The following is a 14,228-nucleotide window of genomic DNA, read 5'->3' as shown; positions in this document are numbered from 1 at the left end:
CGCCTGTACGGCGGCCGGTCGATATGACTTGTACTGACAGCGCCATCGCAGCCCGATGGCACCGCCCTGCTGCTGTTACTCGTCGCTGGCGACAACCTCGTCAGCGTCTGCGCCGCCGGCTTGCTCAGCCAGAACGCCGTCGCCTGCTTCACCTTCAGCCAGGTCGTCGCCGTCCAGCGCTTCAGCGTCAAGTTCTTCGCCCTCAACTTCAGAAGGCTCCTGCACGCGCTCCAGGCCGACCAGGGTTTCATCACTGGCCAGCTTGATCAGGGTTACGCCCTGGGTGTTACGGCCAAGGGACGAAACCTCGTCGACACGGGTACGCACCAGGGTGCCCTGATCGGAGATCAGCATGATTTCCTCACCATCGAGCACCTGCACAGCGCCCACCAGCGCACCGTTACGCTCGTTGCTGACCATGGCAATCACGCCCTGACCACCACGACCGCGACGCGGGAACTCAGCCATTGCCGTACGCTTGCCGTAACCACGGGCCGAGGCGGTGAGGATCTGCGCGCCCGCTTCGGGAATCAGCATGCTGATGATGAACTGACCATCGGGCAGACGCATGCCGCGCACGCCGCGGGCGGTACGGCCCATGGTGCGCACTTTGCTTTCTTTAAAGCGAATCACCTTGCCGCCGTCGGAGAACATCATCACTTCACGGGCACCGTCAGTGACCGCTGCGGCGATCAGGGTATCGCCCTCATCCAGACGCAGGGCAATCAAACCGCTGCTGCGCGGACGACTGAACTGCACCAGCGGCGTCTTCTTCACGGTGCCTTTGGCGGTTGCCATAAAGATGTAGGCGCCGGTTGGCTCATCGGAGCCTTCAGCGTCATCGCCGTCTTCGTCTTCGCCCAGCTCTTCAACTTCTTCCTGCTCGACAATCACGCCTTCGATGTCGTCGCTTTCGTCGCCTTCCGGCGCCTGCTGACGCAGGGCTTCCAAGTCGACCTGGAGCATGGCGGTAATCTGCTCGCCCTCATCCAGCGGCAACAGGTTGACCAGCGGACGACCACGAGCGGCGCGGGAGGCCTCAGGAATTTCGTAGGTCTTCAGCCAGTACACCTTGCCCTTGCTGGAGAACAGCAACAGGGTGGCGTGGCTGTTGGCGACCAACAGGTGTTCGATGTAGTCCTCGTCCTTCACGCCCGTCGCCGACTTGCCTTTGCCGCCGCGGCGCTGGGCCTGGTAGGCCACCAGCGGTTGCGACTTGGCATAGCCACCGTGGGAGATGGTCACCACACGCTCTTCTTCGGTGATCAAATCCGCCAGGGTCAAGTCCAGACGAGTATCAAGAATCTCGGTACGGCGCTTGTCGCCGAACTCGGCTTTAACGCCTTCGAGCTCTTCGCGGATCACTTCCATCAGGCGCGTGGCGCTGGTGAGGATGCGGATCAGCTCGCCGATCTGGGTGAGAATTTCCTGGTACTCGGCCAGCAACTTCTCGTGCTCCAGCCCGGTCAGGCGGTGCAGACGCAGTTCGAGAATGGCTTGGGCCTGCTCGGGCGACAGGAAGTACTTACCTTCGCGCAGGCCGTATTGCGGGTCCAGCGTCTCGGGACGGCACGAATCAGCACCGGCGCGCTCAACCATGGCCACTACGGCCGAGGATTCCCAAGCGGTGGCAATCAGGCTTTCTTTAGCTTCAGCCGGGGTCGGCGAGGCTTTGATCAGGGCGATAACCGGATCAATGTTGGACAGCGCAACCGCCTGACCTTCAAGGATATGGCCGCGCTCACGGGCCTTGCGCAGTTCGAACACGGTACGCCGGGTCACCACTTCACGACGGTGCAGGACGAACGCTTCAAGCAGGTCTTTGAGGTTCAGGGTGCGCGGCTGGCCGTCAATCAGGGCCACCACGTTGATACCGAACACGGTCTGCAGCTGGGTCTGGGCGTAGAGGTTGTTGAGCACCACTTCGGCCACTTCACCACGGCGCAGCTCAATCACTACGCGCATACCATCCTTGTCGGACTCGTCGCGCAGCTCGCTGATACCTTCAAGCTTCTTCTCTTTCACCAGCTCGGCGATCTTCTCGATCAACCGCGCCTTGTTCAGCTGGTACGGCAGCTCGGTAATGATGATCTGCTGGCGACCGCCGGCCTTGTCCATATCTTCAATAATGGCGCGGGCGCGGATCTGAATGCGGCCACGACCGGTGCGATAGGCTTCGATGATGCCGGCACGGCCGTTGATGATCGCCGCCGTCGGGAAGTCCGGGCCAGGGATGTACTGCATCAGCTCATCGACGGTCAGGTCTGGATTGTCGATCAGCGCCAGGCAGCCATCGATCACTTCGCCAAGGTTGTGCGGCGGAATGTTGGTGGCCATGCCCACGGCGATACCGCTGGAGCCGTTGACCAGCAGGTTGGGGATCTTGGTCGGCATGACCGCCGGGATCATCTCGGTGCCGTCGTAGTTCGGCACCCAGTCGACGGTTTCCTTGTCTAGGTCAGCCAGCAGCTCATGGGCCAGCTTGGCCATGCGCACTTCGGTGTATCGCATGGCTGCAGCGTTGTCGCCGTCCACCGAACCGAAGTTGCCTTGACCGTCCACCAGCAGGTAGCGCAGCGAGAACGGCTGCGCCATCCGTACGATGGTGTCGTACACGGCCGTGTCACCGTGCGGGTGATACTTACCGATCACGTCGCCGACCACACGGGCGGACTTCTTGTACGCCTTGTTCCAGTCGTTACCCAGCTCACTCATCGCGAACAGCACACGACGGTGCACGGGCTTCAAGCCATCGCGTGCATCCGGCAGCGCGCGGCCGACAATTACGCTCATCGCGTAGTCGAGATACGACTGTTTCAGCTCGTCTTCGATATTGACCGGTAGAATTTCTTTGGCCAGTTCGCCCATGAGAAGCCTGGTTCCTTTTTCTGGTGAAACTTCGCGCCGACCCTGGAGGCGATGGCGAAGCTCGCCGCTGCGACCCCCAGGGCCTGCAACGACTCACGACAAATCAACGAGTTAAGCTATGGATCTGCGCAGTTTGACGCCCCTTCTGGGGCGTCCTGAAAACTGCCGGAGCTTACCACAATCACCGCCTCGCACCTAGGGTCTGTTCCCGCTTCATCACGAGCCGCGTTGCTGCGAGAAATGGCCCCCGGTTAGGCGCAGGACGCAGGTAATGGTTACTCCCTTATCAAGTCCTGCAACAACAGCGGGGGCCATTTCGCGCGCAACCCGAAGGGCCGGGCCAGTTTTTGTGCGAGGCGGCGTTACTCGTCGCTTATTTGGAACAACCAAATCACGCTCCTCGCGCCTTGCCTCGCGCAAAAACAGGCTCCGGCGCGGCCGCGAATGAAACGGGAACAGACCCTTGCCCGCAGGACAGGCAAAAAACAGGGCTCAGTGCAGACGCTTGCGGCACATCAGCTGGGCCATTTTTGCGGCATCCGGGCGCTCGACCACACCTTTCTCGGTGACCAGATAGTCAATCAAGTCAGCAGGCGTCACGTCGAACACTGGATTCAGCGCTGGTACATCGGCAGCAATCCGCTGACCGGCCAGTTCCAGCAACTCGCCACCGTCGCGCTCTTCGATGGGAATCTCATCGCCGCTTTCGAGGCTCATATCAATGGTCGAGCTGGGCGCCACCACCATAAAGCGCACACCGTGGTGCATGGCATTCACCGCCAGCTGATAGGTACCGATCTTGTTGGCCACATCACCGTTGGCGGCAATTCGGTCGGCGCCGACGATCACCCAGGTAATACCCTTGGTTTTCATCAGATGAGCCGCCGCCGAGTCGGCATTCAGGCTCACCGGCACGCCATCACACGCCAGCTCCCAGGCAGTCAAGCGCGAACCCTGCAGCCAGGGCCGGGTTTCATCGGCATACACATGCTCAACCAGCCCTTCCAAATAGGCAGCGCGAATCACCCCCAGCGCCGTGCCAAAGCCACCGGTCGCCAGCGCACCCGCATTGCAATGGGTCATGACTGGCTGCGAATTGCCTTGCTGCTGGCGAATCAGCTCCATCCCCAGCTGCGCCATGGTCAGATTGGCCTCGCGGTCACTGGCATGGATACCGACCGCCTCCTGCTCCATAACCCGCAGCGGATCATCCCCCACCTTCAGGCGCTGCAAACGCTCACGCATACAGTTGAGCGCCCAGAACAGATTGACCGCCGTTGGCCGTGATTCACTGAGCAGGCGAAAATCCTCTTCCAGCGCCGCCTGCCAGTCACCGCCTGCCGCCACCCGTGCGCGCACCGCCAGCACCACGGCATAGGCCGCGGCAATACCAATGGCCGGCGCACCGCGCACCACCATCAAACGAATAGCGTCAGCCACCGCGGCGGCCGAATCGTAGGCCAACCAGGCTTGTGTAAACGGCAGCAAGCGCTGATCAAGCAAGTGCAGCGCACCCTCGCGCCAGGCAATGGCGGTCACTTTCTCTGCCGCCAACAATTGCTCGCGCATACCTTTACCCCACACCCAGAAACCAAAAGCCGCCGATTATAGCGAGCCGCCCCACAAGACGCTCGGGTATACTGGCGCGCCCTTAACCCCGACACACCAGCCCTCTGCCCGTCGCCCCAGCGCCACGCCAGAGCCGCTCACCGGATTAGCCGACATGCCAGACGCCAGCGCCCCGCTCGACCTCCTGCTCCTGCCCACTTGGCTGGTGCCGGTCGAACCCGCCGGCGTGGTCCTCAAGGATCACGGCCTGGGCATTCGCGACGGCCGTATCGCCCTGATCGCGCCACGGGCCACGGCGCTCAAGCACGCCGCCAAGGAAGTGCGCGAACTCCCGGACATGCTCCTCAGCCCCGGCCTGATCAACGCCCACGGCCATGCCGCCATGACCCTGTTTCGCGGCCTGGCCGACGACCTGCCACTGATGACCTGGCTGGAACAGCACATCTGGCCCGCCGAAGCGCGCTGGGTCGATGAAGCCTTCGTGCGTGACGGCACTGAACTGGCCATCGCCGAGCAACTTAAAGGGGGCATCACCTGCTTCTCGGACATGTACTTCTTCCCGGAAGTGGCCAGCGAAGTGATTCACGCCAGCGGCATCCGCGCACAGATCAGCGTGCCGGTGCTGGACTTCCCGATTCCTGGCGCCCGCGATGCCGACGAGGCGCTGCGCAAGGGCCTGCATCTGTTCGACGACCTGCGCCAGCACCCGCGCCTGTCAGTTGCCTTCGGTCCTCACGCGCCTTACACCGTCAGCGACGACAAGCTGGAAAACATCCGCATGCTGGCCGAAGAGCTGGATGCTGGCATTCACATGCACGTGCATGAAACCGCCTTCGAAGTGCAGCAGAGCCTGACCCAATGGGGCGAACGCCCGCTGGCCCGCCTCGCCCGCTTGGGCCTGCTGGGCCCGCGCTTCCAGGCCGTACACATGACCCAGATCAGCGACGACGACCTGGCCCTACTGATAGAAAGCAACAGCTCAGTGATTCACTGCCCGCAGTCCAACCTGAAACTGGCCTGTGGCTTCTGCCCGGTGGAATGGCTGTGGCAGGCCGGTGTCAACGTGGCTATCGGTACAGATGGTGCCGCCAGCAACAACAGTCTCGACCTGCTCAACGAAACCCGCACCGCCGCCCTGCTGGCCAAGGCCACGGCCGGCTCAGCTACTGCCCTGGACGCCCATCGCGCCTTGCGCCTAGCCACCCTAAATGGCGCCCGCGCTCTGGGCCTGGACGCGCACACCGGCTCGCTGGAAGTGGGCAAGATGGCTGACCTGCTGGCCTTCGACCTCTCGGGCCTGGGCCTGCAGCCGGTTTATGACCCGGTCTCCCAACTGATTTACGCGGGCAGCCGCGAAGCAATAAAACATGTCTGGGTCGGTGGTAAGCAGTTGCTCGACAACCGCCAGCTAACCCGACTGGACGAGGAACGCCTGCTGGCGACCGCCCGCCAGTGGGGCGAGCGCATCGCGGCCCGCTAATTCATTATTCTTCAGTCTTCATTTACAGGTGCTGATATGAGCAACGTCGACCACGCCGAAATCGCCAAATTCGAAGCCCTGGCGCACCGCTGGTGGGACCGCGAAAGCGAGTTCAAGCCACTGCACGACATCAACCCGCTGCGGGTCAACTGGATTGACGAACGCGTCAGCCTGGCCGGCAAAAAAGTGCTCGATATCGGCTGCGGCGGCGGCATCCTCAGTGAAGCCATGGCCCTGCGTGGCGCCACGGTCACCGCCATCGACATGGGCGAAGCCCCACTGGCGGTAGCCCGCCTGCATCAACTGGAATCCGGCGTGTCGGTCGACTACCGACAAACCACCGCCGAAACCCTGGCCGAGGAAATGCCCGAGCAGTTCGACGTGGTCACCTGCCTGGAAATGCTTGAGCACGTACCCGACCCCTCCTCGGTGATCCGCGCCTGCCACGCCATGGTCAAGCCGGGCGGCCAGGTCTTCTTCTCCACCATCAACCGCAACCCCAAGGCTTACCTGTTTGCGATTATTGGTGCCGAGTACCTGATGCGCCTGCTGCCGCGCGGCACCCATGATTTCAAGAAGTTTATTCGCCCCTCTGAACTGGGCGCCTGGAGCCGTGACACCGGCCTGCAGGTCAAAGACATCATCGGCCTGACCTACAACCCGCTGCTCAAGCACTACAAGCTGTCCAGCGATGTCGACGTCAACTACATGATCCAGACCCTGAAGGAAGACTGATGCGCCTGCGTGCTGTGCTTTTCGACATGGACGGCACCCTGCTCGACAGCGCGCCGGACTTTATCGCCGTGTGCCAGGCCATGCGCCTTGAGCGCGGCTTACCAGCGGTGGCCGAACACCTGGTTCGCGACCAGGTCTCCGGCGGCGCCCGCGCTATGGTCGCCAGTGCCTTCGCCATGGCCCCAGAGGCTGACGGCTTTGAGGACCTGCGCCAGGAGTTTCTGGAGCGCTACCAGCAGCACTGCGCCATCCTCACCCGCCCGTATGCCGGCATCGAGTCACTGCTGGCCGACATCGAGCACGCCAAACTGATCTGGGGCGTGGCTACCAACAAGCCACTGCGCTACGCCGAACCGATCATGCAGCAACTTGGCCTGGCCCAGCGCTCGGCGGTGCTGGTCTGCCCGGATCACGTCAGCCGCAGCAAGCCCGACCCGGAAATGATCCTGCTGGCCTGCGAGAAAATCGGCATCGCCCCCAACGCCACCCTGTTCGTCGGCGACGACGCCCGCGACATCGAAGCCGGGCGTACCGCAGGCTGTAAAACCGCCGCAGTCACCTGGGGCTACATCCACCCTGATGACAACCCCAACCACTGGGGCGCCGACGTGGTGGTCAAGCATCCTGCCGAGCTGCGCACGATCCTCGATCGCGCGCTCTGCGGTTGCTGAGCCACCCGACTGCAGCGCAAACCCATTTACGCAATAACGAGATACCTGCCATGTTCGACTACACCGCCCGCCCCGACCTGCTGCAGGGCCGCATCATTCTGATTACCGGTGCCGGTCGCGGCATCGGCGCCGCCGCCGCCCTAAGCTATGCCGCCCACGGTGCCACCGTGCTGTTGCTGGGTAAGACCGAGGACAACCTCAACGAGGTCTACGACCAGATCGAAGCCGCCGGCTACCCACAGGCCGCCGTCATCCCCTTCAACCTGGAAACCGCCCTGGCGCATCAGTACGACGAACTGGCGGCCATGGTTGAGCGTGAATTCGGCCATCTCGATGGCATGCTGCACAACGCCGCCATCCTCGGCCCGCGCACGCCGCTGGAGCAGCTATCCGGCGACAACTTCATGCGCGTCATGCAGGTCAACGTCAACGCCACCTTTATGCTGACCAGCACCCTGCTGCCGCTGCTCAAGCTGTCCAAGGATGCCTCGGTGATCTTCACCTCCAGCAGCGTCGGCCGTAAGGGCCGTGCCTACTGGGGTGCCTACGCCACCTCAAAGTTCGCCAACGAGGGGCTGATGCAGGTGTTGGCCGACGAGATGGACGGCATCTGCCCAGGCCGCGCCAACAGCATCAACCCCGGCGCCACCCGCACAGGCATGCGCGCCCAGGCCTATCCGGGCGAAAACCCAGCCAACAACCCGCTGCCCGAAGCCATCATGCCGCTCTACCTGTACCTGATGGGTCCAGACAGCATCGGCGTCAACGGTCAGGCTTTCGACGCGCAGTAAGACAAGGGGCTGTTGCCGCTTTATCGTGAACCACGAATGCAGCGGCAAAAGACCCTGTGACAAACGACCGCCGGTTTTCCGGCGGCCACCTCTAGCAAGCGGCATCAGATTGCCAGCAGTCGCGTCAGAGAACCGGCAAAGACTCGCCACACGGCACCTTACACCGCTCTCAACTCACTGATAAACAAAGCCTTTTCACCAAAATCCAGAACCTGGCATGGAATTCGCTCTATGCCTACTGTCGCAGCATTGAGCGCCAGAGGTTCACCATGGTCACCCACAGCCAAACCAACACCATCGATTTCGACGCCGCCAAACTGCAGCGCCTGGGCTTTTCCAGCAACCGCACGCAGTCTCTGCGCCCGGTCAGCCTGGCCCAATTGCGCCAGCAGCTAAGCCTGCAACTGCAGACCAGCCTCGACGTCGAGCGCATCCTCGGCCTGTTTTTCCGTGAAGTGCAGCGCCTGGTGCCGTTGGGGGCCCTGAGCTATCAACTGGCGGCCAGCGACCTGCGCCTTGACCTCGGCGTGCGCGCCAGCCACTCGGCGTGCTACCGCCTCAGCCATGAAGGCGAATACCTCGGCGAGCTGACCTTTCGCCGCGGCGTGCGCTTTGCCGAAGAAGAACTCGGCCAACTCGAATCCCTGCTGGCCAGCCTGTTGTTCCCACTGCGTAACGCCTTGCTCTATCGCAACGCCATGCGCAGCGCCCTGCGCGACGCCTTGACCGATACCGGTAACCGCCTGGCCATGGATCAGGTGCTGCAACGGGAAGTTGACGTAGCACGGCGCACCCAACAACCGCTGTCGCTGCTGATGCTTGACCTCGACCACTTCAAACGCATCAACGACACCTACGGCCACAGCACCGGCGACGAAGTGCTGAAAGCCATTGCCGCGACCCTCAAGGCCCAGTTGCGTAACATCGACATGATCTTCCGCTTTGGCGGTGAAGAGTTTCTCGTGGTGCTGTCCAACACCAGCCGTGAGGCCGCCGCCATGGTTGGCGAGCGCTTGCGTCACGCGGTAATGGACCTGCAATGCCTGGCCCAGGGCCGCGCCATCGAACTGTCCATCAGCCTCGGCTGCGCCACCCTGCTGCCGGCTGAATCCGTCGACAGCGTCCTGCGCCGCGCAGACACCGCTCTGTATTCTGCCAAACGCGACGGCCGCAACCGCCTGGCCATGGCTGGCTAAGCAACTTCGAGACAAAAAAATGGGCTCCCGAGGGAGCCCATTTTTGTTACTGCGGCTTGCGCGGTGTGCGCCCGAAGCCTGGTCGCTGGCCGTCGCCAGCTGGTCGACCGCCACGCTTGGCCGGCGCACCGGCAGGTTTGCGCGCGGGCCGATCGGCCAACTCAACACCGGCACGGCCACTAGGCTTGCTTGGACGCTTGTTAGCGCTGTCGTTCGGACGATCAGCCACCGGCGTACCGCGCGACGAGTCGCCACGACCGGCCGGACGCGAACCCCGCTCAGACGAGTCGCTACGACCAGCAGGACGTGGCGTGCGCGAACCGCGCTCAGCATTCTCGCCAGTGCCTTGCGGACGCGGCGCGCGTGGCGCACCTTCAGCCCCTTCACGACGCGCGGACGGACGCGAAGCGCTGTCGCCACCGCCGTGGGCCGGACGCAAGGTACGCGCCGGACGCTCGCCACGGCCAACCGGTTTGGCCGCCTTGCGCTGCATACGATCGAGCTTCTCGCGGGTCTTTTCCTTCATGCCCGGCAAGGCAATCGGGGTTAGGCCAACTTCAGCGCTGAGGATATCCACCTCGCGCTGGCCCATTTCACGCCAACGTCCCATGGTCAGATCGGAGGTGAGGAACACCGGACCGAAGCGCACGCGCTTCAGGCGGCTGACCACCAGGCCCTGAGATTCCCACAGGCGACGCACTTCACGGTTACGGCCTTCCATCACCACGCAGTGATACCAGTGGTTGAAGCCTTCGCCACCCGGCGCTTCTTTGATGTCGGTAAAGCGCGCCGGTCCGTCTTCCAGGACCACGCCTGCTTTCAAGCGCTCGATCATTTCCTCGTCGACTTCACCGCGCACGCGCACGGCGTACTCGCGGTCCATCTCGTTGGAAGGGTGCATCAGGCGGTTGGCCAACTCACCGTCAGTGGTGAACATCAGCAAGCCGGTGGTGTTGATGTCGAGGCGGCCGATGCTGATCCAGCGGCCTTCTTTCGGCCGTGGCAGGCGGTCAAACACGGTCGGACGGCCTTCTGGGTCGTCACGGGTGCAGATCTCGCCATCGGGCTTGTTGTAGATCAGCACACGACGAACCGACTCACCGCCTTCTTCGCGCTTGAGCAGGCGGCCATCGAGGCTAATGGCGTCCAAGGAATCAACCCGCTGACCCAAGGTGGCCACGTTATTGTTGACCTTGACGCGACCGAGGCTGATCCAGCTCTCGATATCACGACGCGAGCCTAAGCCCATGCGCGCCATGACTTTCTGTAGTTTTTCCCCGGCGGGACTGTATTCGGACTCACTCATCTGGGCACCTCCCGGTGTGACAGTTAATTAATAGTGATGGATAAAGCGCGGCGACTAATCGCCAAAAGGGCGCGAATCATACGCTCATTAACAGTCGCGCGCACGACTGAGCCTAGCAGGCTGTTGAAAAACTACCTGCGTTGGCAATCCTGCGTTAAAAACAGGCTCGGATGCTCATTTACAGCTCGTAAACTCCGCGTCCTCGCCTGTTTTTGCCTTGTCTTGCCTGCCTCGCTTACGTTTTCAACGGCCTGCTAGCGCAACGACAACCGGCAGTGAGATCAACCGCCCAACGGCAGGGTCAATCGCGCATCCGCTCCAGCGCCTCGGCGGCGATTGCCCGCGCGAGCGCGGCCTCTTCTTCGGCGTCGGCATCCAGCTCTGGCGCGCTTTCAAGGGCAACCAGGTCGGCCACTGGCGCAGGCGAAACCGCCGCCAACGCCGCCGGCTCGGGCACTTCTGGCAGCTCAAGCAAATCATCGAAGTCAGTCTTCAGACCCTGCTCCATGCCATCCAGCTCGGCCAGCAGGCTACGGAAACTGGTTTCATCGCGTGGTTCGGCCGGCAGCGGCTCGCCGTCCGCATCCAGTTCGGCGTCGGCGCGCGCCTGCAGGCCGGCGGGCACCGGCAGGTCTTCGTCGAACGCCAGCAGCGGTTCGGGCTCCAGCTCACGCAAGGCAGCCAGGGTCGGCAAGTCGTCCAAACCCTTGAGGTTGAAGTGATCGAGAAAGGCCTTGGTGGTCGCCAGCATCGCAGGCCGGCCCGGCACATCGCGATGGCCGACCACGCGAATCCACTCGCGCTCCTGCAGGGTCTTGATGATCTGGCTGTTGACCGCCACGCCGCGGATGTCTTCGATCTCGCCACGGGTGATCGGCTGGCGATAGGCAATCAGTGCCAAGGTTTCCAGCATGGCGCGGGAATAGCGCTGCGGACGCTCCTCCCACAACCGCCCGACCCAGGGCGCGTAACGCTCGCGCACCTGCAGGCGATAGCCGCTGGCAACCTCCTGCAGCTCAAAGGCACGGCCCTCACAGGACTTGCCCAACAGCGTCAGGGCCTTCTTGAACACCGCCGGCTCCGGCCGCTCGGCCTCCTCGAACAGCTCATAGAAGCGTTCAAGCGACTGCGGTTTGCCCGAGGCAAGCATAAAGGCCTCCAGCAAGGAGGCCAGTTCACGAGGTTCGTTCAGGTTCATCGTTGCACTCTTGAGTCACGTGCCTGCGGCTGGGCCAGCAGGTCAATCATTCAGCCCGCGCACGGACGTGAATAGGGCCAAAGATCTCGTTCTGCACCAGTTCCACCAGCTGCTCTTTGATCAGTTCCAGCACGGCCATAAAAGTCACCACCACGCCCAAGCGCCCTTCTTCCGCCAGAAACAACGCGACAAAGGGCACGAAAGCGCCGCCTTTCAGGCGCTCCAACACTTCGCTCATGCGCTCGCGGGTCGACAGCACTTCGCGGCTGACCTGGTGACTCTCGAACATGTCGGCACGCCGCAGCACCTCGGCCATGGACAACAGCAGCTCTTCCAGGCTGACATCCGGCAACAGCTTGCGCGCCTTGGCCTGCGGCGCTTCCAGGCACGGCACGGTAAGGTCGCGACCGACCCGCGGCAGCTGGTCGATGCCTTCGGCCGCGGCCTTGTAACGCTCATACTCCTGCAGCCGGCGGATCAGTTCGGCACGCGGGTCGTCTTCCTCTTCTTCGATTGTCGCCGAGCGCGGCAACAACATCCGTGACTTGATCTCGGCCAGCATGGCGGCCATGACCAGGTACTCGGCAGCCAGTTCCAGGCGTACCGACTGCATCAGCTCGACATAGCCCATGTACTGGCGGGTGATCTCGGCCACCGGAATGTCCAGCACATCGATGTTCTGCTTGCGGATCAGGTACAGCAGCAGGTCCAGCGGCCCCTCGAAAGCTTCGAGAAACACTTCCAGGGCATCCGGCGGGATATACAAATCCAGCGGCATCTCGGTGACGGCTTGGCCGTACACCAGGGCAAACGGCAACTCCTGCTGAGCGCTGGCCGGATCAACCGCAACCGTGGCGTCGCTCATCAGGCTTGCGCCGCGAACGGTGCTGGGTCGCCACAACCGACGCGAATCACTTCCGGCTCGTCGCCGGCCAGGTTGATCACCGTCGAAGCTTCCAGGCCGCCAAAGCCACCATCGATGATCAAGTCCACATGGTGCTCGAGCACCTGGCGCATTTCGTACGGATCACTCAACGGCTCGGCGTCACCGGGCATGATCAGGCTGACGCTCATCAGCGGCTCGCCCAGCTGCTCCAGCAGCGCCATGGCGATCGGATGACTCGGCACACGCAAGCCGATGGTGCGGCGCTTGGGGTGCATCAGCATGCGCGGCACTTCGCGGGTGGCATTCAAAATAAAGGTGTAAGGCCCCGGCGTATGGGCCTTGAGCAGGCGAAAGGCGCCTGTATCGACCTTGGCGAACAGGCCCAACTGCGACAGGTCGCTGCACACCAGGGTGAAGTTGTGTTTGTCGTCCAGCTGGCGCAAGCGGCGAATGCGCTCGACCGCAGACTTATCGCCGATGTGGCAACCAACGGCATAGGAAGAATCCGTGGGGTAAACCACCACGCCGCCGTTTCTGATGATTTCCACCGCCTGCTTGATCAGGCGCGCCTGCGGATTTTCCGGATGGATCTGGAAAAATTGGCTCACGTCGGTTGCCTCTTCAGCATGCAGGTGATGAATAGTCATGGTCGAACCGAGTCCACAAAGGCGACAGATCTTCGGGAAGCGGGCGGTGCAGACCCAGTTCAGACCAGTCGCCGGGGGCATGGAAATCGCTGCCAACGCTGGCCAACAAGGCAAATTCGCGAGCCAGAATGGCCAACCCGCCGACCTGTTCGGCAGGCTGCATGCCATTCACCACTTCCAGGGCCTGGCCGCCGGCCTGACAGTATTCCGCAATCAAGCGCCTGCGCTTGCTGCGCGTAAAGTCGTACTGCCAGGGATGCGCCAGACTGACCCAGGCGCCCGCTTCGCGCAGGGTGCCGACTGCCTGCTCCAAGGTCGGCCAGTGCTGTTTGACGTCGCCGAGCTTGCCCGACCCCAACCACTTGCGAAACGCCTCGGCACGATCCCGGACAAAACCTGCACGCACCATAAACTCGGCAAAGTGCGGGCGGGCCGGCGCGTTGCCACTGTCGCCGAGTTCCTGCTGCACCGCGCGGGCGCCGTCCAACGCGCCAGGCATGCCTTTGGCCGCCAGGCGCAGACTGATTTCCTCGGCACGCAGCCAACGGCCGTCACGCAATTCACTGATCGACTGCACCAGGGCTGGCGCATCGGCGGCAAAGCCGTAGCCCAACACATGAATGGTCGCCCCGCCCCAGGTGCAGGACAGCTCCACGCCATTAATAAAGTGCATATCCAGCGCCTGGGCAGCCGCGCGGGCTTCATCCAGGCCTTCAAGGGTGTCGTGATCGGTCAGGGCCAGCATCTGCACCCCGTTTTCATGGGCGCGCGCCACCACTGCCGCCGGCGCTAGGGCGCCGTCGGAAGCAGTGCTGTGGCAGTGCAGATCGACGTTCATCAGGCTACTTTCGCTATGTTTGATGTTTGTTATTATGCCGCCA

Annotated in this window: 12 protein-coding genes; 5 read left to right on the top strand and 7 right to left on the bottom strand. The window is 62.7% G+C overall.

Annotated elements, in window-relative coordinates:
* Positions 1-75 precede the first annotated feature (75 nt).
* Together gyrA and mtnA are read right to left on the bottom strand one after the other, a co-directional pair.
* A complete protein-coding gene (gene gyrA / locus AC56DI_RS11755; protein ID WP_496346324.1) occupies positions 76-2,868 on the bottom strand; it encodes a DNA gyrase subunit A in 2,793 nt (930 codons plus the stop codon).
* 492 nt (positions 2,869-3,360) lie between these two features.
* A complete protein-coding gene (gene mtnA, locus AC56DI_RS11750; protein WP_496346323.1) occupies positions 3,361-4,437 on the bottom strand; it encodes an S-methyl-5-thioribose-1-phosphate isomerase in 1,077 nt (358 codons plus the stop codon).
* Between the two features lie 154 nt (positions 4,438-4,591).
* On the opposite strand from mtnA, the gene AC56DI_RS11745 reads away from it, so the two are divergent.
* From AC56DI_RS11745 to AC56DI_RS11725, 5 genes are all read left to right on the top strand, one after another.
* Positions 4,592-5,917, top strand: coding sequence for a TRZ/ATZ family hydrolase (locus tag AC56DI_RS11745; protein WP_496346322.1), 1,326 nt, complete (start codon positions 4,592-4,594; stop codon positions 5,915-5,917).
* Between the two features lie 36 nt (positions 5,918-5,953).
* Positions 5,954-6,652, top strand: a complete 699-nt coding sequence (ubiG, locus tag AC56DI_RS11740; RefSeq protein WP_496346321.1) for a bifunctional 2-polyprenyl-6-hydroxyphenol methylase/3-demethylubiquinol 3-O-methyltransferase UbiG — start codon at positions 5,954-5,956, stop codon at positions 6,650-6,652.
* Positions 6,652-7,323 (top strand): N-acetylmuramic acid 6-phosphate phosphatase MupP, encoded by a 672-nt coding sequence (gene mupP / locus AC56DI_RS11735; protein WP_496346320.1) that lies wholly within the window; start codon positions 6,652-6,654, stop codon positions 7,321-7,323. The genes ubiG and mupP overlap by 1 nt, the downstream gene beginning before the upstream one ends.
* Before the next feature lie 50 nt (positions 7,324-7,373).
* On the top strand, positions 7,374-8,114 hold the full coding sequence (locus AC56DI_RS11730) for a YciK family oxidoreductase (protein ID WP_496346319.1): 741 nt from the start codon (positions 7,374-7,376) through the stop codon (positions 8,112-8,114).
* Positions 8,115-8,383: 269 nt separating this feature from the next.
* Positions 8,384-9,310, top strand: coding sequence for a GGDEF domain-containing protein (locus AC56DI_RS11725; protein WP_496346318.1), 927 nt, complete (start codon positions 8,384-8,386; stop codon positions 9,308-9,310).
* Between the two features lie 46 nt (positions 9,311-9,356).
* Here the strand turns inward: AC56DI_RS11725 and rluB are convergent, their stop codons facing one another.
* The 5 genes from rluB to AC56DI_RS11700 all read right to left on the bottom strand — a co-directional run bounded on the left by rluB (position 9,357) and on the right by AC56DI_RS11700 (position 14,185).
* Positions 9,357-10,616 carry a 23S rRNA pseudouridine(2605) synthase RluB gene (gene rluB, locus AC56DI_RS11720; RefSeq protein WP_324519578.1) on the bottom strand — a complete coding sequence of 420 codons (1,260 nt, stop codon included), beginning with the start codon at positions 10,614-10,616 and terminating at the stop codon, positions 9,357-9,359.
* Between the two features lie 301 nt (positions 10,617-10,917).
* Positions 10,918-11,814 (bottom strand): SMC-Scp complex subunit ScpB, encoded by an 897-nt coding sequence (gene scpB / locus AC56DI_RS11715; RefSeq protein WP_496346317.1) that lies wholly within the window; start codon positions 11,812-11,814, stop codon positions 10,918-10,920.
* Positions 11,815-11,860: 46 nt separating this feature from the next.
* The gene (locus AC56DI_RS11710) at positions 11,861-12,679 is read right to left on the bottom strand and encodes a segregation and condensation protein A (RefSeq protein WP_496346316.1); all 819 of its coding nucleotides are present in this window, start codon (positions 12,677-12,679) and stop codon (positions 11,861-11,863) included.
* Entirely contained in the window at positions 12,679-13,308 is a 630-nt protein-coding gene (locus AC56DI_RS11705; protein ID WP_422586652.1) for an L-threonylcarbamoyladenylate synthase, read from the bottom strand. Before AC56DI_RS11705 ends, AC56DI_RS11710 begins: the two co-directional genes overlap by 1 nt.
* A 13-nt stretch (positions 13,309-13,321) precedes the next feature.
* Positions 13,322-14,185, bottom strand: coding sequence for a PHP domain-containing protein (locus tag AC56DI_RS11700; protein ID WP_496346315.1), 864 nt, complete (start codon positions 14,183-14,185; stop codon positions 13,322-13,324).
* Between the last annotated feature and the right edge of the window lie 43 nt (positions 14,186-14,228).

The sequence above is a fragment of the Pseudomonas sp. BGA-UO-ETr-WB11 genome (assembly GCF_059567785.1).
Note: the sequence above shows the minus strand (reverse complement) of the source record. Positions and strands in the feature narration are given on the sequence as shown.